The organism is Streptomyces sp. CG 926 (assembly GCF_003148825.1).
Classification (GTDB): Bacteria; Actinomycetota; Actinomycetes; order Streptomycetales; family Streptomycetaceae; genus Streptomyces.
On record NZ_QGGZ01000003.1, the window covers coordinates 113,090 to 133,483 of the forward strand.

Below are 20,394 nucleotides of genomic sequence, written 5' to 3' on the forward strand. Positions count from 1 at the left end.
TCAGTGCTCACCCTTCAGCTTGTGTTCGGCCTCGGCGGCGGAGAGGGCTTCGACCTCGCGCAGCATCGCCTCGAACTCGTCCAGACCGATGGACTCGGCCTGGTGGGCGCGGATCGCTGCCGCGAGCCCGGGTACGGTCGGCGCCTCGAAGACGGCGCTCATCGGGAAGTCACCGTGCGCCTGGCGCAGCCGGCCCACGATCTGGATGGCGAACAGCGAGTTCCCGCCCAGGTCGTAGAAGTCGTCGTCCGGGCCGATGGGGGAGGCGCCGAGCGTCTCCTGCCACACCCGGGCCACCGACCGGGCCAGTTCGTCGTCCGGCCAGACCGTGGCGGGGTCCCAGTCGCCGGCCTCGCCGCGGCCACCGCCGAGCGCGTTCGTGAAGGAGGCCGCGGTCATGCCCTGCTGGTCGGCCAGGACGTCCTGGAAGTCGGCCCGGGACACGACCAGCTGGGGCAGGCCCGCGAAGAGCGCGGCACGGGCCAGGGCGAGACCGTCGGCGACGGGGATGCCCTGGCTCAGGCGCAGCCGCTCGTAGAGCTCGCGCACCTCGGGCAGCCCGGCCATCTGCTGCTCGAACCAGTCGTCCCACTCCCACTGCGACCAGTCGAGGGTGACGGTGGTGCGGCCCTGGGCGGAGCCCGCGGCGGCGAAGGCGTCCAGGAAGGCGGCGGCCGCGCAGTTGTCGGCCTGGCCGAAGCCGCCGACGATGCCGGTGGTGGCCGAACCCGACAGGAAGAAGTCCAGGTCGTCGCCGGCGAGCAGCTCTTCGAGCAGCAGCGTGGAGCGCACCCGTGCCGCCAGTACGGCCTCGAAGTCGTCCCGCGACTTGAGCGCGACGAGTCCGGTGCCCCGGGCGTCCGCGCAGTGCAGGACTCCGTCGACGCCGCCCAGCAGGGAGCGGGCCTCCTCGACGAGCAGCCGGGCCTGCTCCGGGTCGGCCAGGTCGGCCGACCGGTAGGTGACGGCGTCCGGGCGGGCGGCGCGCAGCGCGGCGATCCGCCCGGCGCGGGCCCGCTCTGCGCCCGCGGGAAGCGCGGTCCACTCGCCCTCGGCCGGGAAGTGCGGGTCCCCGACGAGCACCAGGCGGGCGCCCGCCGCGGCGAGCTCCTCGGCGAAGCTCAGCCCGGCCTCGCCGGACACGCCGGTGACCAGGTAGCCGGCGTCGGCCCGCCAGGCCCGCGGGGAGGGTACGGCGGCCGGCTCGACGGGCGCGAAGGCGCGGATCAGCCGCTGGGTGCCCCGGTAGGCGACGAGGTTCTCGCTGCCGGGACCGGCCAGTTCGGCGGTGAGCTGCCGGGTCAGCCGCGCCCGGGCGGCGCTGTCCGCCGGGGGCAGCACGTCGACGCTCCGGCAGGTCAGCCAGGTGTACTCCTGGGGCAGGACGGTGACCGCCCCGTACAGGGCGGCCCGCTCGGGGCGGATCACGTCCGAGCCGTGCGCGTCCTGCAGCCGGTCGGTGAGTACGTCGACGCGCACCGGGGTGTCGACGCCGCTCTCGCCGAGCGCCTGGGCCAGCGCGACCAGGCTGTGGAAGCCGGTGGCGACGCCGTCGGCGTAGCGGTCCACGGCCGGGGCCGCGGCCGGGGCCGAGCCGTCCGGTCCGGTGACGGCCCAGGCGTGCACGATCCGGTCCGGGACCGTCCCGTCCTGGCGCAGCTCCGCCAGGACGCGGCCCAGGTGCGCGGCGTCCGCCGGGTCGGCGTCGAAGCCGCGCTCGCAGGTGCGGGCGTACGTCGCCGCCTTGCGCACGGTGATGACGCCGTCGCCGCGCTCGCGCAGGGCGGCGGCCAGGTCGTCGGTCAGTCCGCGGTCGTCGGCCAGCACCAGCCAGGTGGCCGGTCCGGTCGGCTCCGGTCCGGTCGGCTCCGGGGCGGCGGCCAGCGGCGCGCGGTGCCAGACCGGCGCGTACGTCCAGCGTGAGCTGTCGGTGCGGACGCTCGCGGTCCGGGTGGGCTTCGGCAGCAGGTGGCTGCGGCCCTGGAAGGGGTAGGCGGGCAGCGGCACCCGGCGGCGCGCGGTGCCCTCGTGCAGCGCGCTCCAGTCGACGCCGACGCCGTGGCGCCACAGCTCGGCCAGGCCCTCACGGACCGCGCGGTTCTCGGCGGGCGCGTCGGCGCCGGCGCGCGGCTTGCGCAGCAGGGTGACGACGGGGCCCGGCTCCGGGTGGGTCTTGACCAGCCCGCCGAGCTGGCTGCCGGGACCGGCCTCGACGAACACGGCGGGGCCGCGCTGGGCGAGGGCGGCGACGCCGTCGGAGAAGCGCACGGGGCGGCGGGTGTGGGCGACCCAGTACGCCGGGTCGGTGGCCTGCTCGTCGGTGATCCAGGTGCCGGTGACGTTGGACAGGAAGGGGATCTGCGGCGCGTTCAGCGTGACCGAGCGCAGCACCTCCTCCAGGCCGGCCAGGGCGGGCTCGACCAGCGCGGTGTGGAAGGCGTGCGAGGTCTCCAGCTCGCGTACGGAGGCGCCCTGGGCCTCCAGGACCCGACGGGCCTCGGCGACCTCCTCGGGGGTGCCGGCGACCACGCAGGAGCCGGGGGCGTTGACCGCGGCGATCGTCGCGCGGCCCTCCAACGCCCGGGCGAGCGCCTCCTCGTCGAGGAGCACCGACAGCATCCGGCCGGGCGCGAGGTCCTGCATCAGCCGGGCGCGGCGGGCGACCACGCGCGTGATGTCCTCCAGGGTGAACACCCCGGCCAGGCAGGCCGACACGTACTCGCCCAGGCTGTGGCCGGTCATCGCGGACGGCCGGACGCCCCAGGAAAGCAGCAGCTGCGCGGTGGCGTAGTCCACGGAGAAGACGGTGGGCTGGGTGTAGAGGGTCCGGCTCAGCCGCTCGCGGGTCTCCTCACCGTCGGCGGCGAACGCCACCTCCCGGACGTCCCAGCCCAGGTGGGGCAGCAGCAGTTCGGCGCAACGGTCGAGGGCCGCGCGGAAGACGGGCTCGGTGCGGTACAGGTCCGCTCCCATGCCCGGGTACTGGGCTCCCTGGCCGGGGAAGAGGAACACCACCTCGGGAGTCCCCTCGCCCTGACCGGCGGCCACGGCGGGCCGGCCCTGGCGCAGCGCGGCGGCGGCGCCCTCCCGGTCGGCGGCCACCACGGCCCGCCGGTAGGGGAGTTCGGCGCGCCCCTGCTGCAGGGTGTGGGCGGCGTCGGCGAGGGCCGGGCCGCTCCCGGCGAGCGCGTCCGCGAGGCGCTCCGCGGCGGCGTCGAGGGCCTCGGGGGTACGGGCGGACAGGGGCAGGATCTGCCAGTCGCCCTCGGTGTCCCCAGCCGTCCCGGGTTCCGTGGCGACGGTGGGGGCCGCCTCCAGGACCACGTGCGCGTTGGTGCCGCCGATGCCGAAGGCGCTCACCCCGGCGCGCGGCGGGGTCGCCGTCACCGGCCAGGGGATGCCTTCGCCGGTGACGACGAAGGGGCCCTTGTCGAGGGCGAGCCGCGGGTTGGGGGCGCGGAAGTGCGCGGTCGGCGGGATGAAGCGGTGCTCCAGGGCGAGCGCGGCCTTGATCAGGCCGGCCACGCCGGCGGCGGCGTCGAGGTGGCCGATGTTGGACTTCACCGAGCCCAGGTGGACGGAGCCGGCGGCCGCGTCGGGCCCGAACGCCTCGGTGAGCGCCTGCACCTCGATGGGGTCGCCGAGCGGGGTGGCTGTGCCGTGCGCCTCGACGTACTGGACGGTGCCGGGCGGGGTGCCCGCGACGGCCAGCGCCTCGGCGATGACCTCGGCCTGACCGTGCGGGGACGGTGCGGTGAAGCCGATCTTCGCGGCGCCGTCGTTGTTGACGGCCGAGCCGCGGATGACGGCGTGGATGTGGTCGCCGTCGGCGACCGCGTCCTCCAGGCGCTTGAGGACGACCAGGGCGACGCCGTCGCCGGAGACCGTGCCGGAGGCGTCCGCGTCGAACGGGCGGCAGTGACCGTCCGTGGAGAGGATCGCGCCCTCCTCGTAGCGGTAGCCGCGCGGCTCGAACTCACGCACCGCGACCCCGCCCGCGAGCGCCATGTCCGACTCGCGGCCGAGCAGCGACTGCACGGCCAGGTGCACGCCCACCAGCGAGGAGGAGCAGGCGCTCTGCACGGTGAAGCTGGGGCCGGTCAGGCCGAGCTTGTAGGACAGGCGCAGCGCGAGCATGCCGGGGTCGTTGCCGATCGCGACCTGGATCTCGTCGGAGATCAGGCCGTCGTCGCCGGCGTCGGCGATCCGCTCGCGCAGGTAGCCGCTGCCGGAGGTGCCGGCGAAGACTCCGGTACGGCCCTGGAAGGAGCCCGCCGGATAGCCGGCCCGCTCCAGGGCCTGCCAGGCGGTCTCCAGCAGCAACCGGTGCTGCGGATCCATCAGTTCGGCCTCGGAGCGGGTCACACCGAAGAACTCGGCGTCGAACCGGTCGAACCCGTCGAGGGGGAAGCCCGACTTCACGTAGGCCGGGTCGGTCAGCAGCCGCTCGGGCACGCCCGCCTCGGCGAGCTGCTCGTCGGAGTAGTCGGTGCGTCCCTCCTCGCCCGCCGCCACCATGCGCCACAGGGCGTCGACATCGCCGGCACCGGGGAAGCGACCGCTCATCCCGATGATGGCCACGGACTGCTCGGGCAGCGGCAGATCCGCTTCGTACGTCATGCGTTCTCCCCGTGCGGGTTGGTGGTGGACTGTGCGGCGAGCAGCTCTTCCAGGGCCGCCGCGAGTTCTCGGACCGTGGGCAGGTCGAAGAAGATCCGCAGCGTGACGGCGACGCCGAACTGCTCCTTCGAGCGGGCCACGACCTGGGTCGCGAGCATCGAGTGCCCGCCGAGGTCGAAGAAGTCGTCGTCGAGGCCCACGCGGTCGACCGAGAGGACGTCGGCCCAGATCTCCGCGAGGGCCTTCTCGACCGGGGTACCCGCGGCCTCGAAGTCGCCGCCCAGGTCGGGGCGTACGGCCTCGGGCGCGGGCAGCGCCCGCCGGTCGACCTTGCCGTTGAGGGTCAGCGGCAGCCGGTCCAGCCGGGCGAAGACGTTCGGCAGCATGTACGCGGGCAGGGTGCGCCCCAGGTGCTCACGCAACTCGACGGTGCTGTCGTCGCGTTCCGCACCGCCGGACACCCAGTACGCGACCAGGCGGGGCTCGCCGACCGAGTCCTCGTCGACGATCACCACGCAGTCCCGGACGTCCGGGTGGCGGGTCAGGGCGTTCTCGATCTCGCCGAGCTCGATCCGGTAACCACGCACCTTGACCTGGTGGTCGAGCCGGCCGAGGTACTCGTGGTCCCCGTCCGCGCGCCGTCGGGCGCTGTCGCCGGAGCGGTAGCGGCGGGCGCCGGGCTCGGTCGCGTCCGGGTCGGGCAGGAAGCGCTCGGCGGTCAGGGCGGGCCGGCCCAGGTAGCCGCGGGCCACGCCGGCGCCGCCGACGAACAGCTCGCCGGCCTCGCCGTCGGCGGCCCGCGTGCGCCCGGCGTCCTGCGCGCCCTCGCCGTCCTGCGCACCCTCGACGGGGGCGACCTGCATCGTCCAGCCCCGGAAGGCGCCGCCGATCATGGAGCCGGCGCCGGCGTCGAGGTCGGCCGAGGTCATCCGGCGGTAGGTGGAGTGCACCGTGGTCTCGGTGATCCCGTACATGTTGACGAGCTCGGGCCGGTCCTCGCCGTGCCGGGCGATCCACGGCCGCAGCATCTCGGGCGGCAGCGCCTCCCCCGCGAAGACGACCAGGCGCAGCGCGTCGAGGGCGGCCGGTCCGACGCCGGGCGGCTGCTCCTCCTCGTACCGCACCAGCTGCCGGAAGGCGGCCGGGGTCTGGTTGAGGACGGTCACCCGCTCGCGGTGCAGCAGCGCGTGGAACTCCTGCGGCGAGCGCCGGGTCTCCTCCGGTACGACGACGAGCCGCCCGCCGTGCAGCAGCGCGCCCCACATCTCCCACACCGACACGTCGAAGGCGGCGGAGGCGAACAGGGACCAGACGTCCTCGGGACCGAAACCGAAGTGGCCCCGGGTGCCGGTGAGCAGGCTCGTCACATTGCGGTGCTCGATCATGACGCCCTTGGGGGTGCCGGTCGAGCCGCTGGTGTATATGACGTACGCGAGGCTCGTCGGGCCGGTGCCCACGCCCTCCGGCGCGGTGTCCGGGAAGGCGCTCAGGTCGGTGCCGCCGGGGCCGGTCAGGACGGTGTGCGCGGCGGGCAGGCCCCGCCCGTCCCGGTCGGTGACCAGGACGCCGGCGCCGGCGTCGGCGAGCGTGAAGGCGATCCGCTCGTCCGGGCTCGCCGGGTCGAGCGGTACGTACGCGCCGCCCGCCTTGAGCACCGCGAGCAGCGCCGTCACCAGGCCGGCGGTGCGCTCCACGCAGACGGCGACCGGCACTTCGGGGCCGACGCCGAGGGAGCGCAGGTGGTGGGCGAGGCGGTTGGCGGAGCGGTCCAGCTCGCGGTAGGTCAGCCGGCCGTCGATGCCGGTCACGGCGATCGCGTCGCCCCGCGCCGAGGCCTGCCGCGCGAACCAGGCGTCGATGGTGCCCGTTCCCGGGGCGGCCAGTGGGTCAGCGGTCACGATGCGTGTTCCTCTCGGTGCCGGACTGCCGGAAGCGGACCGCTGGAAGATCCAGTACGGGCCCGTCCGGGAAGGTGATGGCGTCGTGCAGGGTCTGCTCGTAGGCGGCCAGCAGCGCGGCCGGGGTCTCGGGCCCGAACAGGTCGGTGTCGTACTCGAGGGTCAGCGCGACCGACGCACCGCTCTCCTGCGCGTACAGGCTGAGGTCGTACTTGGCGGTGTCCTGCGGGCCCGTGAGGTCGAGGGAGCAGTGCTCCAGCCCGGCGAAGACCGGGTCCGACTGCTCCTTGAGGAAGCTGAACATCACGCGGAACACCGGCAGGAAGTCCCGGCTGCGCCGGGCCACCAAGGCCTCCACCAGCTTGTCGAAGGGCAGTTCCTGCTGCGCGGACGCGTCGAGCAGGGCGGTGCGGGTGCGGGCGAGCAGAGCCCGGAAGGCCGGGTCCCCACCGAGCCCGACGCGGACCGGAACCATGTTGATGAGGCAGCCGAGGAGCTCCTGGAGCTCGGGCCGGGTGCGGCCCGCGACCGGGATGCCCACGGTGACGTCCTCGGTCCCGGACCAGCCCGCGAGCAGCGCCTGGAAGGCGGCGAGCAGCGTCATGTTGAGCGTCCCGCGCTCGCCCCGGCCGAACTCGCGCAACCGGCCGGTGAGTTCGGGCCCGAGATCGCGGGTGACGACCGCGCCCCGGAAGGAGCGGTGGCGGGGCCGGGGGTGGTCGGTGGGCACGGCGAGGGCCTGCGGGTCGCTGCCGAGCACGGCCCGCCAGTGGGCGGTCAGGGCGTCCAGGGTGTCGCCCTGGAGCCGCTCGCGCTGCCAGCCGGCGTAGTCGGCGTACTGCAGCGCCGGTGCGCCGCCCGCGTCCGGGTCGCCGTACAGCTCGCCCAGCTCCCGGAAGAAGATCTCGACGGACCAGCCGTCGACGGCGATGTGATGGAACGTCACCACCAGGTGGTGGTCGTCGGCGCCGAGCCGCAGCAGGTGGGCGCGCAGCGGCAGGTCGGCGGCGAGGTCGAAGACGTACGCGCCCACCTCGGCGGCGATGCGCGCCGCTTCGGCCGCGGGCCGCGCCCCGGCGCTCAGGTCGGTGTACGGGAGCGCGAATCGCACCGGTGCGCAGACGACCTGGTGGGGCACCCCGGACGTCGCCCCGTAGGTCGTGCGCAGCACCTCGTGCCGGGCGACGAGCGCGGTCAGCGCCCGCCCGAGCCGCTCGTGGTCGAGGGCGCCGCGCAGCCGCAGCACGGTCGGTACGTTGTAGAGCGTGGTGTCGGGGTCGATCTGCTGCATGAACCAGAGCCGCTGCTGGGCGAAGGACAGTGCGGGCCGCTCCGGCCGCGCACCGGCCGTCGGGCCCGCCGCTGCTGCGGCCGCCGGAGCGGTCGCCGCCTTCCGGGCCGCCATGGCGCCGCGCACCAGGCGGGCCATGCCCTCCAGGGTGCCCGCGTCGAGCAGCCCCGCGGGCTCGACATGGGCGCCGAGCTCCTCGTCGATGCGGTCGGCGAGGGTGCGTACGGCTTCCGGCCGCCCGCCGAGTTCCTGCCAGTGCGAGCCGAGCGTCACATCGGAGGCGTCGAGGATCTCGGCCCACATCTGGGCGAGCTCCTCCTCCACGAATCCCATGACCGTCATATGAGTTGTGTCCCGGAGTGAGAGTGGCGCACGGCGTCCTGGAGCAGTTCGAGGAATGTGGGCGGGTTGCCGCTGAAGTAGAAGTGGTCGCCCTCGAAGACGTGCACGTCGGCGTCGGCCGTCGTGTGGGCGCCCCAGGCGCCGGCCTCGGCGAGCGGCACGTCGTGGTCGCCGTCGGCGACGAACACGGTGACCGGGCAACCGACCACGGCGCCCGCGTCGACCCGGTACTCCGCGAGGGCGCGCAGGTCGCCCCGGATGGCGGGAAGCACCAGCCGCATCAGTTCCGGGTCCTGGCGCACACCGTCGCTCGTGCCGCCGAGGCCCATGATCCGGGCGAGCACGGCGTCGTCGGGCTCGGGCTCGGACTCGGCCTCGCCGTGCCGGGCGCCCGCCCCGGCGCCGGCGCCGGCGGTCAGCATGTCCGTGCGCACCGAGGGCGCCGGACTCGCCGAGGCGACCAGGAGGTGGGGAGCGGCGCCCCCGGCCGCCTCCAGCCGCCGGGCGACCTCGAAGCCGACGAGCCCGCCCATGCTGTGCCCGAAGAAGGCCGGGCGGCGCGGCAGCCGGGTACGCAGCGCCTCGTACACGCCGTCCGCCAGCGCCGCCACCGATCCCGCGGGCTCCTCGAAGAGCCGGTTCTCGCGGCCCGGGTACTGGACGACCAGCATCTCGATGTCCGGGTCGAGCGCCGCCGACAGGTCGAAGTAGTAACTGGCCGACCCACCCGCGTGCGGGAAGCACACGAGGGTGTACCGGGCGGTCGGCTTCGGGTGGAAGCAGCGGATCCAGGTGGTGGGGGCGAGGGCGGGACCGGTTCCGAGGACACGCACCGGTGCCGTCGTGGCCGGAGCGCCGTCGGGACGGTGGCTCCCGTCGGGACGGTGGCCTTCGTCGGGACAGTGGCCTTCGTCGACGCCGCTCAGCACGCGTGCACCGCGTCGGACCGCAGCGCCCGGTGGGCCCGGCGCGCCTCCGCGAACTCGACGACCTGGCCGGCCATCGCGGTCAACTGCTGCTGGATGTGCGGGTCGGAGCACTCGCCGTCCGCACCGAACCCGGCCGTCGCGCTGTTGAGCGCCACCCCCAGCGGGGTGGTCCAGCCGCGCAGGGCGTGCACGATGTCGCGCAGGGCGGCGAGCGTGGTCACCGCGCCCTGCCAGCCCATCCCGACGGACAGGCAGCCGACGGCCCGTCCCGAGAGGTAGGGCCGGGGGTCGCCGCGCAGCTCCTCGGTGTGGTCCAGGGCGTTCTTCAGGAGCCCGGACACCGTGCCGTGGTACGCGGGGCTCGCCAGCACCACGCCGTCCGCCGACGCCACCTCGTCGAGGAGTCGGCGCGCCTGGGGCGGGCAGGCCGCCACCCGCGGGTCGTACAGCGGCATGACCAGGTCGGCGCCGCTGACGAGGCTGACCTGGGCGCCCAGCCGGGCGGCCTCCGCGAGCACCACCCGCAGCCCGAGCTCCGCGGTGGAGCCAGGTCGGGAGGATCCCCCGATTCCGACGACCTTCACGGCCTGCTGCATGAACTCCCCGTTTCGCGTGTTCCGGTCCGGAACCCCGGCCGCCCGTCCTTTCGGCGCGCCGGCTTCCCCGGTGGTCGATCTCCCCGGTCGATCAGGACCGGCCACAGCCTTCGGTACGGCAACTTGCCGGTCAACGCCCGCTGTCCGGGGAGATCCGATGGCCTCGTTCGGACATTCCGATGCCGCTTGCGGTAACACCGCCACCCGTCGGCGGACTCGCCCGTACCGCGCGCCCCGGGCCCGCCGGGATCGATCGTTCCCATTGATGGGAGCCATCGGAGATACCCGTCGGCCCGCCCTGTGCCGGGCGCCCGCGAGCGCGGATCATCGCAGTGGCGCCGATCGCGCACACCGCTCCATGTCGAACTTCCGGCGCGTACTCGAACAGGGTCGTGCACCGGAACCGACGGCCCGCACGGCCACAGGCCGTCCGTGTTCCCTGCCCACCGCGGATCCGAGAAGCCCATGCCCCAGGTCGACGACCCCGCCGCCCCCCGCATCGCCGTCGTCGGAGCGACCGGCGCGGTGGGCGGCACCCTGCTCGAACTCATCGAGGACCGCGCCCTGCCGTACCGGAGCCTGCACCTGGTGGCCTCCGACCGGTCGGCCGGCCGGACGATCCGCGTCGACGGCCGCGACCACCGCGTCATCGAGCTCCCCCGGTTCGCGTTCGGCACGGTCGACGTCGCCCTGTTCTGTGCCGGCGAGCGGATCAGCAGGCAGTGGGTCCCGGTCGCCGTCGCGCACGGCGCGCTGGCCATCGACAGCACCCCGGCCTTCCGGATGACCCCGGGCACCCCCTTGGTCGTCCCACAGCTCGACGCGGCCGAGCTGGGCCGCCGTCCGGCGGGCGGGGTGATCGCGGTGCCCGGCGCCGCCACGGTGCCGGTGGTCCGCGTGCTGCGGGACGTGGAGCGCCGCTGGGGGGTCCGCCGGATCGTCGTCAGTACGTACCAGGGCGCCTCGGGAGCCGGGCACGGCGGTATCGAGGAGCTCCAGGACGGCTCGCGCACGGTCCTGCAGGATCCGCAGGCCACCGTGCCCTCGACGCAGTTCTCGCCCCCGCTGGCCTTCAACGTGCTGCCCGGCATCGGCGAGGTCCTGGAGGACGGCTCGACCCTCCAGGAGCGGGAGGTGGCCGACGAGGTCCGTAAGGTCCTGGGAGTGCCGGGCATCGAGGTCACGGCGACCTGCGTTCGGGTCCCGATGGTCAGTGGGCACGGCGCGGCGGTGTGGGTGCAGTGCGCTTCCGCGGTGGACCGTACCGAGCTGGTGGCGTTGCTCCGGGCGTTGCCCGAGGTCGTGGTCCACGACCCCGGTGGCCCGACCCCCGCGGCGCTGGGCGACCCGGACCAGCTCCACGTGGGGCGGATCCGGGTCTCGACCACCGCCCCCGACGCCTTCTGGGTGTGGCTGGCCACCGACAACCTCCGGGTGGGCGGCGCGCTGGACGCCGTACGGATAGTGGAGGAACTGCTGGCTCGGGGCGCGTTGTGAGCACGGCCCCGCCGGCCCGCCCGGAGGCGGTGCCGGCAGGGTCGTATGCGGGTGGTCCTCGGCAGCCCCCGACAGCTCTCGGTAGCCCTCAGCAGGCCACGAGCTGCCGGTCCTGCTCCGCGAACCGGACCATCCAGTCGATGAACACCCGCATCTCACGGGTGAGGTGACGCCCGGACCGCCACGCGATCTGGGTGTAGACCTCGAACGGAGCCGTCCAGTCCAGTACGGTCAGCGACTGCGCCTCGATCTCGGCGGCCACCGCCATCGCGGGCAGCACGCTGACCCCCAGACCGGCCGAGACCCCGCGCTTGATGGACTCGATGTTGCCGAACTGCAGCAGCGGTACGGGCTGCTCGGTGCCGCTGTTGAGCTCCGCCTCGAACATCGCCCCGTACGAGCAGCCCGCCTCCGGCGCCAGGATCGGCACCGCCCGCAGATCACTCGTGGAGACGTCGCGGACGCCCGCCAGGACGTGGCCCGGGGCGGCGACCGCGACCAACGGTTCGCGGCCGAGGACCTCGGTCCTGATCCCGGGATGGTCGGTCTCGGCCTCCATGAGGAAGCCCAGGTCGAAGGTGCCCTGCCGGAGCGCCTCGCAGGTGTCCCGGCACAGGCTGGGCCGCAGGGCCAGCTGGAGCTGCGGGTAGCGGTGGTGGAAGTACTCGAGGACCGGGGGCATCCGGTAGGACGTGAAGCTCTCCATCGTGCCGATCGTCAGCACCCCCGAAGGCTCGCCCAGGCCGGTGGTCCGGTCCCGGGCCTCATCGACCAGGGACAGGATCTGCTCGGCGTACGGAACGAGCCGTTCTCCCGCCGGAGTCAGCCGGATCCGTCCCCGCAGGCGCTCGAAGAGCTCCACCCCCAGCGCCACCTCCAGGCCTTTGACCTGGGCGGTGACGCTGGACTGCGCGTACTTCAGGTCGGCTGCGGCGCGGGTGAAGCTCAGCAGTGTCGCGACCCGGTGAAACGTGGTGAGCTGCTTCAGATCCATGCGCTGTCCCGGCGGTGCGCCGTCCCCGTGCTGGTGGAGTCGGTCACTGCCAGCCCATGTCCGTCTTCTGGGCGTCGACCTGCGTGGTGGGCGCGGCGGCGCCCTGCGGTGCTTCCGTGGTGTCGGCCTGCGCGACGGCGGGCGCCATCAGCACGGCGGTACCGAGAACGACGATCGTGACGGCTTTGCCCATACGAGTGCTCAGCATCAAAAAACATCCCCCTGTGACATGCGTGTTTCTTGCGGCTCCAGCATCACCACGCGTCACAGACTCGGGAAAGGGGTTTTCGGTGGTCGGATTGGGCCCTGACCCAATCTGACCAGCACGGGCCGAACGAGCCACGGCGGAGATAATGGTGGCTGCTGACGGATGGGGGGGCCGATGCTCGACGTACTGGGACTGGACGGACCGACCGAAGCCGTTTACCGAGCGATGTTGAGCCACCCGCGGGGCGACGCCGAGGAGCTGGCGGAGCTGCTCGGGATCCCCGAGGAAGCCGTGCACGAGGCATGGGACCGGCTGTCCGGCCTCTCGCTCGTGCAGTACCCCGCCGACGGGCCCGCCGGCGCGTCGGCGGCGCCCCGCGCGGTCAGTCCGGAGGTCGGCCTGGAGTACCTGCTGGCCCGGCGCCAGGCCGCGCTGGCCCTGGAGAACGAGCGCATCGCGGGCGCCCGCGCCGTGGCCCGACAGCTGATCTCCGAGTACGAGGACCTGCGCCCGGTCGGGGCACCCGTCAGCGTGGAGCACCTCGCCGACGTCGACGAGGTCCGGACCCGCCTCGCCGTGCTCACCGAGAACGTCCGCACCGAGGTGATGGTCTTCGCCCCCGGTGGGGCGCAGACGGAGGCGAACATGGCCGCCTCCCGGCCGCTCAACGAGCGGCTGCTCGGCCGGGGCGTCGCCATGCGGACGATCTACCTGGACAGCGTGCGCAACGACCCGGCCAGCGAGGCGCACGCCAAGTGGCTCACGGAGCTGGGCGGCCAGGTCCGCACGATCTCCGTGCTGCCGCTGCGCATGACCATCGTCGACCGTACGACCGCCGTCCTGCCCGTGAACAGCGAGGACAGCGGGGAAGGCGCGGTCGCGCTCACCGGCCAGGGCACGCTCACCGCCCTGTGCACGCTCTTCGAGACGGTGTGGGAGAACGCCCGGCCGCTGGGCCGGGCCCCGCGCCGCGACGAGGCCGAACTGGACCACCAGGAGGCCGCCAGCCTGCGCCTGCTCGCCGAGGGCCACACCGACGAGGGGATCGCCAAGCGCCTCGGTGTCTCCCACCGCACGGCCCGCCGCATCGCCACGGTCCTGATGGAACGCCTGGGCGCCCGGAGCCGCTTCGAAGCGGGCGTCCGAGCGGTCCAGCGCGGCTGGCTCCCCCCGGACGCGTGACCCGGCCGCGTGACCCGGAGCCGATGACGGGCTAGCGCACGCTCAGCGGGCGCTGGTCCGTCCAGACCTCGTCGATGTGCTCGAGGCACTCCTCCTTGGTGCCGGTCACGCCCGTGTTCCGCCACCCCAGGGGCACTTCGCGCCCTTCCGCCCAGATCGAGTACTGCTCTTCGCCGTTGACGACAACGGTGAACCGCCCCACTGCGCACCTCCACCTACGCGCCGGCCCGACAGCGCGGCGACCTCATCTGCGGGCCCCAGCCTCATCGGCCCGCCCCGCCACCACAACACCCGTCCCATACCGGCTCCCGAACCGCACAATCGCCCCAGCCGATCGCCGGCGACGTACGCCGCTCTGAGTAGACGCAACGTCTAGTCTAATGTCACGCTCGGACGCAACGCATCGTCCAGTCTTTTGCCGGAGGTCATCCCGTTCGGCGCGCCGGTCGCGCTGCTCGCGCTCACGGTGCTGCTGAGCCTCGCCCGCACGCACAAGGGGTCCGCGTGATCGGCCGGTTGCGACCCCGATCCGGTGTGCCAGAATCGCGGCATTCGCACGAAACGAGAGGTGGCCGACCATCAGCGCCGCACGGAAGACCGAAGGCCGCCGCGTCCCCTCCCCCGTCGTGAGCCGCACGGGTCCGCGGCGCAGTGAGAGCATCCGCGTCGCGGTGCTGAACGCCGCCGACGACCTGCTGGTGGAGCAGGGTTTCGCCGCGACGACGATCGAGGGCATCGCCACCCGGGCGGGCGTCGCCAAGCAGACGATCTACCGCTGGTGGAAGTCGAAGGTCGAGATCCTGCTCGACGCCCTGGAGGACGACGCACTCGAAGGGCTGGCATGGGCCGAGCCGGCCGGTACCCCCGTCGAGGACCTCGTCGCGCACCTGCACCGCGTCGCCGACTTCTTCCAGGAACCGGCGGGCCAGGTGCTCCAGGCCCTGCTCGGCAACGCGCAACTGGACCAGGACGCCGCCGTCGCGCTGCGCGAGGGATTCCTGCGGGGGCAGCGCGAGCGCGATCTGGTCGGCCTGGGCGCGATCGTCGAACGTCACACCGGCGAGGCCCCGGACAGGGAGCACCTCGGCCGCCTGGCCGATCTCCTGCTGGGCCCGATCTACTACCGCGTACTGGTCTTCGGCGCTCCGGCCGACAAGGAACTCGGTGAGGCCGCGGCGCACCTCGTACTGGGATCCACGGACTGACCGAGCAGCACCGTGAGGCCGATGCCGATGCCGATGCCGGTGCCCTGCGCGGGCATCGGCACCGGCGGATGCGGCATCAGTAGCGCGGCTTGCGCGTGAGGATCAGACCGCCGAGCAGGAACAGCACGCCGATCGCGCCGGCGACGACGGCGGAGGTCATCTGCGCGGGCTTGCTGCTCGCGTCGAGCACGGCGGTGACCAGCCCGGCGACGCCGCTGATGTAGCAGAAGATCGTGATGAAGATCTTGAGGTTGGGGTTCATGGGGGGCCTCTCGTTTCGGTTCGGTTCTTGTCGTGCCGGGCTTGTCATGCCGCCGGGCCGGGGGAGGTCCCGGCGGCGATGAGGCCGAGCAGCATCACCCAGGCGTCGGGGTCGGAGCGGAACCGGTTCCACCGGTCGGCCGCCAGGGAGAGTTCGGCGAAGGACAGCACCCCGGTCGCCAGCAGGGGTTCGAGGCGTTGCGGCCCGAGATGGGGAGCGAACGCCTCGGTCGGGTGGTCGTCGTTGGTGGTGGCGAACGGGCGCAGTACGACGTCCTCGAAGCCGTCCGCGCGCAGCATCCGGGTGAGCCGGCGGCCGATCGAACGGTCACCGCCGGCCGCGCGCTGGGCTCCGGCCACCTTGGCGTGGATGCCCGCCATCTCCGGATAGGACGGTTCGGCGATGCCCCAGCAGGAGGTGTCCACCTCGGTGACGATCACCCGGCCGCCGGGCCGCAGCACCCGTCGGACCTCGGTGAGCACCTTCGACGTGTCCGGCACGTGTTGCAGGACGTAGCGCAGCAGGACGGTGTCGACGCTGCCCGTCTCCAGCGGCAGGTCCGCCGCGTCGGCGACGATCAGCTCGGCGCCGGTGCCCTCGGCATGGGCGAGCAGGGTTTCGTCGATGTCGACCGCGACGATCCTGAGGCCGGGGAGCGCGGCGCGCAGGCAGCGGGTGACCGCGCCCGATCCGGCGCCGAGTTCGAGCAGGGTCGAGGACTCGCTGACACCCAGCTCGCGCAGGATGCGCAGCTCTTCGGGGAAGGACAGGGCGGCCTGTGCTTCGAGGCGGGCCAGCTCGCCGGTCAGACCGCCGGTGGTGGTCCGGGCCGGATCGTACGAACCGCCCTTGAGGGTCGAGGTGTTCACCGGGTCCTCACCATCATGCTCATGCCGTGCCGGGGGCGCAGGGTGACCAGCGCTTCCGGCTCGACGGGGAAGTCCTCGACGAGTTCGCACGCGACGGACTGCGTCAGCATGGCCAGGACGAGGGTCGCCTCGACCATCGCGAAGTGCTGGCCGATGCAGATCCGGTCGCCGCCGCCGAAGGGCATGTAGAGGTGGCTGGGGAGGTCGGCGTCGATGAAGCGGTCGGGGACGAACTCCTCCGGCGCCTCCCAGTGGTCGGGATGACGGTGCAACACCCACTGGCTGATGCAGATCAGGGTGCCCGGCGCGACGTCGTAGCCGCCGATGACGTCGGGACCGGTCGCCCGCCGGGAGGTGAGCCACACCGGCGGGTAGAGGCGCATGGCCTCCTTGATCGCCCGCTGACAGACGGGCAGGTCCACCAGGTCGGCGGCGGTCGGGGTACGCCCCTTCAGCACCCGGTCCACCTCCTCGCGGACCCGCGCGGCCTCGGCCGGGTTGCGGTCGAGCAGGTAGAGCGTCCAGGTCAGCGACTTCGCGGTGGTCTCGTGACCGGCCATGATGATCGTCAGTACCTGGTCGCGCAGATCGGCGTCGGAGACCTGGCGGTCGGCACTCATCATCGCGTCCAGCAGATTGGTGCTGCCGGTGGCGGCGCCGGTGGCCCGGCGGGAGGCGATGAGGGTACGGGTCACGGCGTCCAGGAAGGCGCGCGCCGAGGCGAATCCCTGCCGACGCAGCGCGGTGTCCGTCGGATCGGGGTCCTCGGCCGGTACGTAGTGGCCGATGTAGCGGTTCACCGCGTCCACCGCGCGACCGAAGCCCTCGCCGATTCCGTCGATGTCGGCGCCCAGGATCGCCCGGGTGATGATGCCCAGGGTCAGGGCCGTCAGATGGTGGTCGACGGCGATCGGTCCGGCGCCGTCCAGCGCCGGGCGCCAGCGCTCCAGCATGTTCGCGGTGGCGTCGGTGACGATCCCGTCGAACGTCCTTACCGCGCTGGGCCGGAAGGCGGGCGCGCACATCCGGCGCTGCTTCGCCCACTCCTCGCCGTCGCTGGTCAGCAGCCCGTTGCCGAGCAGGGGACGCAGCATGTGGTCGTCGGGAGTGTTCTCCTTGGTGTAGTTGGCGCCGTTCTCCTTGAGTACGTAGCGCGCCAACTCCGGCCGGTTGAGCAGGTAGACGGTGTCGCCGTCGGCGCGGTGGCAGGTGATGTCGCCGTACTCATGCGCGAGCCCGGTGACGAAGGCCAGCGGATCGTTGCGCATCTCCTGCATGTCGGCCGGGCCTTCGGGGCCGGGGGGCAGGACCAGGGTCCGTGCGGGCATGGTGGCGGTCACCTCCGTGGTGTGGCCGTCGGTCGAATGCGTACACCGAATGCGTACGCAGAATTCTGAATACGTAGCAGAGGGCACCCGATACGTAATCGGAATACGTACACCTAGGGTCGGCAATACGTATCGATTCGCATGTCCAAGGGGTTCTGCGGGGCGCAATCTATCGCACTGTTCTGGGGCGCTCAATACTTACCGATGCACGCCGAAGATTAAGTCTTGGCGGGGTCTTTCCCGCATGCCAAGCTTCGTTTTGTCGCCGGCACAACACGGTGCTCGGCGGTACTCGAAGGAGGAGTCCACATGTCGCTGGACCCGCAGCAGCGCGCTGAATTCGTCAACGCGTACACCAAGACGCTCATCACCGCCTGGTCGAGCGAGGAGTACGTGGCCCGCCTCAACTCGGAGCCGCGTGCCGCGCTGGCCGAGTCCGGTCTGAACGTCCCCGAGGGCGCCGAGATCGTCATCGTCCGCACCCTCCCGGACGGCAAGCAGGACGGCAACCTGGACGTCCAGGTTTCCTTCTGGGAGCAGGGCCTGGCCACCGGCCGCTTCGAGTTCCACATCCCGGAGACCCCGGTCGTGGACACCGCCGAGCTCAGCGAGGGCGACCTGTCCGACGTCGCCGCCGGTGGCAACTACTGCTGCTGCCCCTGCTCCTGCTGCACCTGATCCGCGGCTGCGGAGAGCTCGAAAAGGTTCGCGGCTCCGCAGGATGACGGAACCGGTGCTGTGCGCGGGCCCTCGGTCGGACAAGGCCGAGGCCCCGCGCAGCCGGCTCCCGCCACAGCATTCGGATCCTGTTCTCGGTGCCCCCCGTGCGTCCCCCGTGTACGGGGTGCCTGGAATACATAGAAAGAGAAACCAGCATGGCGATGGATGCCCAGCAGCGTACTGAATTCGTCAACGCCTACACCAAGACGCTCATCACCGCCTGGTCGAGCGATGAGTACCGTGCCCGACTGAAGTCGGACCCGCGCTCGGCCCTTGCGGAATCCGGGCTGACCCTTCCCGCGAACGCCGAGATCGTCATTGTCAGCGCCGACCCGGAGACCCAGCCGGACGGAAACCTGGACGTCCAGGTCGGTCTGTGGGAGGCGGGGCTCGCGAGCGGCCGCTTCGAGTTCCACGTGCCGGACGCGCCCGTCGTCGAGACCTCCGAGCTGAGCGAGAGCGACCTCTCGGGCCTCTCCGGCGGCGGCAAGGGCGGCGGCCCGACGGTCCTCACGTGCTGCTGCCCCTGCTCCTGCTGCACCTGATCACCGCCTCGTAAGGAGAGCACCGAAGTGCTGCACACCGCATCGGAAGAAGACCCTGTCGTTGTCCGGGGCCTGCGCAAGCAGTACGGCGATTCGCACGTCGTACAGGGCGTGGACCTGACCATCCACAAGGGAGAGGTGTTCGCCCTGCTCGGGCCGAACGGCGCGGGCAAGACGACGACCGTCGAGATCCTCGAAGGGGTCCGCCGGCGGACCGGCGGCGACGTGCGGGTACTCGGATGCGATCCGGCCGAGGACAGGCGGGACTGGCGGGCACGCATCGGTGTCGTGCCCCAGTCCACGGGCGCCTACACCGATCTCACCGTGCGCGAGGTCGTGGAGCACTTCGCGGCGCTGTATCCGGCGCCGTTGCCCGTGGGCCAGGTCATCGACATGGTCGGGCTGGGCAAGCACGGCAAGAAGCAGACGACGGCTCTGTCCGGCGGCCAGCAGAGGCGCCTGGACGTGGCCGTCGGGGTGATCGGTGACCCCGAACTCATCTTCCTCGACGAACCCACCACCGGGTTGGACCCGGTGGCTCGTCGAGAGGCCTGGGATCTGGTGCAGTACTTCGCCGACCGTGGGCGGACGACCGTACTCACCACGCACTACCTGGACGAGGCCGAGGCGCTCGCCCAGCGCGCGGCCGTCATCGTCGACGGAAAGGTCGCCGAGGTCAGCCGGGTCTGCGAACTCGGCGGACGCGCCGACACCTCGACGACGGTGTCCTTCCGGATGCCGCCGGAGCTGGTCGGACGGACCCTGCCTGCCCTGCCCGCCGACGTCACGGTCGAACGGGACGGAAGCAAGGGCGACGGCATCGTCAGCATCCTGACCAGAACCCCCACCGCGGTCCTCCTGGTGCTGCTGGCCTGGGCCGCCGAGGCCAGGGTGCGGGAGCTTCCTGAGCTGCGCGTGCACCGGCCGACGCTCGAGGAGATCTACCTCGACCTGATCAGCAGGACCCGCGACGCAAAGGCAGGAACCCCGTGACCGTGTCAGACGCCCCCTCCGTCCCTGCCCGCACGACCGCGAGGACCGCCGCGACCGCCGCGACCGCCGAAGCCGGCGAACACCGCGCGCCCCGCCGTACGCCGGGCATCTGGCGGGCCTCCGTCGCGCGCTCCTCGGTGGAGCTCAAGAGCTTCTTCCGCAACAAGCAGTCGCTGATCTTCACGCTCATGTTCCCGGTGCTGATGCTCCTGGTCTTCGGATCGATCTTCTCGGGCAAGGTCGCGGGCACGGACACGGACCTCAAGCAGGTCTTCATGGCCGGGATCATCGCGTCCGGCGTGATGAGTACCGCCTTCTCCGGTCTCGCGATCAACATAGCCATCGAGCGCGACACCGGTACGGTCCGCCGGCTCGCCATGACGCCGATGCCCAAGTCCGCGTACTTCATCGGCAAGTTGGTGCGCGTGGTGGTCACCACCGTGCTGGAGACCGCACTGCTGATGGCGATCGCCGTGACGGCCTTCGGCCTGCCGCTGCCCTCCACCGCGCAGCGCTGGACGACGCTCGGGTGGGACCTGGCGCTGGGCACGGTCGCCTGCGCCCTGCTCGCCGTGGCCTACAGCGCGATCATCCCCAACAGCCGGTCGGCCGCCGCCATCGTGACCCCGGTCTTCATGGTCACGCAGTTCATCTCGGGTGTGTTCTTCCCCTTCAACCAACTGCCCTCCTGGATGCAGACCCTCGCGGCGTTCTTCCCCCTCAAGTGGATCGCCCAGGGATTCCGGTCGGTGTTCCTGCCGGACTCCTTCGCCGTGGTGGAGCCTGCCGGCAACTGGGAGCTCGGCAGGATCGCGCTGATCCTGGCGCTCTGGTCACTGGCCGGACTCGTGCTCACCGCGATGTCGTTCCGCTGGCGCGGCCCGCGCGTCAACTGACCCAGACAGGAACCGTCGT

At 72.5% G+C, this 20,394-nt stretch carries 18 protein-coding genes; 7 read left to right on the plus strand and 11 right to left on the minus strand.

Annotated elements, in window-relative coordinates; genetic code table 11:
* From BCL76_RS40295 to BCL76_RS09080, 5 genes are all read right to left on the minus strand, one after another.
* A complete protein-coding gene (locus BCL76_RS40295) occupies positions 1 to 4,620 on the minus strand; it encodes a type I polyketide synthase (RefSeq protein ID WP_109778995.1) in 4,620 nt (1,539 codons plus the stop codon).
* Entirely contained in the window at positions 4,617 to 6,518 is a 1,902-nt protein-coding gene (locus BCL76_RS09065; RefSeq protein WP_109778996.1) for an amino acid adenylation domain-containing protein, read from the minus strand. Before BCL76_RS09065 ends, BCL76_RS40295 begins: the two co-directional genes overlap by 4 nt.
* A complete protein-coding gene (locus BCL76_RS09070) occupies positions 6,508 to 8,151 on the minus strand; it encodes a condensation domain-containing protein (RefSeq protein WP_109778997.1) in 1,644 nt (547 codons plus the stop codon). Before BCL76_RS09070 ends, BCL76_RS09065 begins: the two co-directional genes overlap by 11 nt.
* Complete coding sequence (locus BCL76_RS09075) at positions 8,148 to 8,984, minus strand: thioesterase II family protein (RefSeq protein WP_109779430.1); 837 nt, start codon at positions 8,982 to 8,984, stop codon at positions 8,148 to 8,150. The genes BCL76_RS09070 and BCL76_RS09075 overlap by 4 nt, the downstream gene beginning before the upstream one ends.
* Positions 8,985 to 9,073: 89 nt before the next feature.
* Positions 9,074 to 9,676 carry an NADPH-dependent FMN reductase gene (locus BCL76_RS09080; RefSeq protein ID WP_109778998.1) on the minus strand — a complete coding sequence of 201 codons (603 nt, stop codon included), beginning with the start codon at positions 9,674 to 9,676 and terminating at the stop codon, positions 9,074 to 9,076.
* 465 nt (positions 9,677 to 10,141) lie between these two features.
* Here BCL76_RS09080 and BCL76_RS09085 point away from each other — a divergent pair, with 465 nt between their 5' ends.
* Positions 10,142 to 11,173: an aspartate-semialdehyde dehydrogenase gene (locus BCL76_RS09085; protein ID WP_109778999.1), complete on the plus strand. Its 1,032-nt coding sequence runs from the start codon at positions 10,142 to 10,144 to the stop codon at positions 11,171 to 11,173.
* A gap of 88 nt (positions 11,174 to 11,261) precedes the next feature.
* On the opposite strand, the gene BCL76_RS09090 is transcribed toward BCL76_RS09085, so the two are convergent.
* Complete coding sequence (locus tag BCL76_RS09090; protein ID WP_109779000.1) at positions 11,262 to 12,167, minus strand: LysR family transcriptional regulator; 906 nt, start codon at positions 12,165 to 12,167, stop codon at positions 11,262 to 11,264.
* Between the two features lie 43 nt (positions 12,168 to 12,210).
* Positions 12,211 to 12,375: a hypothetical protein gene (locus BCL76_RS38865; protein WP_181382484.1), complete on the minus strand. Its 165-nt coding sequence runs from the start codon at positions 12,373 to 12,375 to the stop codon at positions 12,211 to 12,213.
* Positions 12,376 to 12,549: 174 nt separating this feature from the next.
* On the opposite strand from BCL76_RS38865, the gene BCL76_RS09095 reads away from it, so the two are divergent.
* Positions 12,550 to 13,557 carry a helix-turn-helix transcriptional regulator gene (locus tag BCL76_RS09095; protein ID WP_109779001.1) on the plus strand — a complete coding sequence of 336 codons (1,008 nt, stop codon included), beginning with the start codon at positions 12,550 to 12,552 and terminating at the stop codon, positions 13,555 to 13,557.
* A 31-nt stretch (positions 13,558 to 13,588) separates the two neighbouring features.
* Here the strand turns inward: BCL76_RS09095 and BCL76_RS09100 are convergent, their stop codons facing one another.
* Positions 13,589 to 13,759, minus strand: coding sequence for an MbtH family protein (locus BCL76_RS09100; RefSeq protein WP_109779002.1), 171 nt, complete (start codon positions 13,757 to 13,759; stop codon positions 13,589 to 13,591).
* A gap of 424 nt (positions 13,760 to 14,183) precedes the next feature.
* On the opposite strand from BCL76_RS09100, the gene BCL76_RS09105 reads away from it, so the two are divergent.
* The gene (locus tag BCL76_RS09105) at positions 14,184 to 14,762 is read left to right on the plus strand and encodes a TetR/AcrR family transcriptional regulator (protein WP_258309484.1); all 579 of its coding nucleotides are present in this window, start codon (positions 14,184 to 14,186) and stop codon (positions 14,760 to 14,762) included.
* 76 nt (positions 14,763 to 14,838) lie between these two features.
* On the opposite strand, the gene BCL76_RS09110 is transcribed toward BCL76_RS09105, so the two are convergent.
* The 3 genes from BCL76_RS09110 to BCL76_RS09120 are packed head-to-tail and all read right to left on the minus strand — an operon-like array spanning position 14,839 to position 17,221.
* On the minus strand, positions 14,839 to 15,024 hold the full coding sequence (locus tag BCL76_RS09110; protein WP_030756074.1) for a hypothetical protein: 186 nt from the start codon (positions 15,022 to 15,024) through the stop codon (positions 14,839 to 14,841).
* Between the two features lie 44 nt (positions 15,025 to 15,068).
* Positions 15,069 to 15,893, minus strand: a complete 825-nt coding sequence (locus BCL76_RS09115) for a class I SAM-dependent methyltransferase (protein ID WP_181382485.1) — start codon at positions 15,891 to 15,893, stop codon at positions 15,069 to 15,071.
* Entirely contained in the window at positions 15,890 to 17,221 is a 1,332-nt protein-coding gene (locus BCL76_RS09120; protein ID WP_146228345.1) for a cytochrome P450, read from the minus strand. The genes BCL76_RS09115 and BCL76_RS09120 overlap by 4 nt, the downstream gene beginning before the upstream one ends.
* 309 nt (positions 17,222 to 17,530) lie before the next feature.
* On the opposite strand from BCL76_RS09120, the gene BCL76_RS09125 reads away from it, so the two are divergent.
* From BCL76_RS09125 to BCL76_RS09140, 4 genes are all read left to right on the plus strand, one after another.
* Complete coding sequence (locus BCL76_RS09125) at positions 17,531 to 17,899, plus strand: hypothetical protein (RefSeq protein WP_030756063.1); 369 nt, start codon at positions 17,531 to 17,533, stop codon at positions 17,897 to 17,899.
* A gap of 197 nt (positions 17,900 to 18,096) precedes the next feature.
* A complete protein-coding gene (locus BCL76_RS09130; RefSeq protein ID WP_258309486.1) occupies positions 18,097 to 18,486 on the plus strand; it encodes a hypothetical protein in 390 nt (129 codons plus the stop codon).
* Positions 18,487 to 18,513: 27 nt separating this feature from the next.
* A complete protein-coding gene (locus BCL76_RS09135) occupies positions 18,514 to 19,479 on the plus strand; it encodes an ABC transporter ATP-binding protein (RefSeq protein ID WP_258309487.1) in 966 nt (321 codons plus the stop codon).
* A gap of 2 nt (positions 19,480 to 19,481) precedes the next feature.
* The gene (locus tag BCL76_RS09140; RefSeq protein ID WP_109779434.1) at positions 19,482 to 20,375 is read left to right on the plus strand and encodes an ABC transporter permease; all 894 of its coding nucleotides are present in this window, start codon (positions 19,482 to 19,484) and stop codon (positions 20,373 to 20,375) included.
* Positions 20,376 to 20,394: the final 19 nt, after the last annotated feature.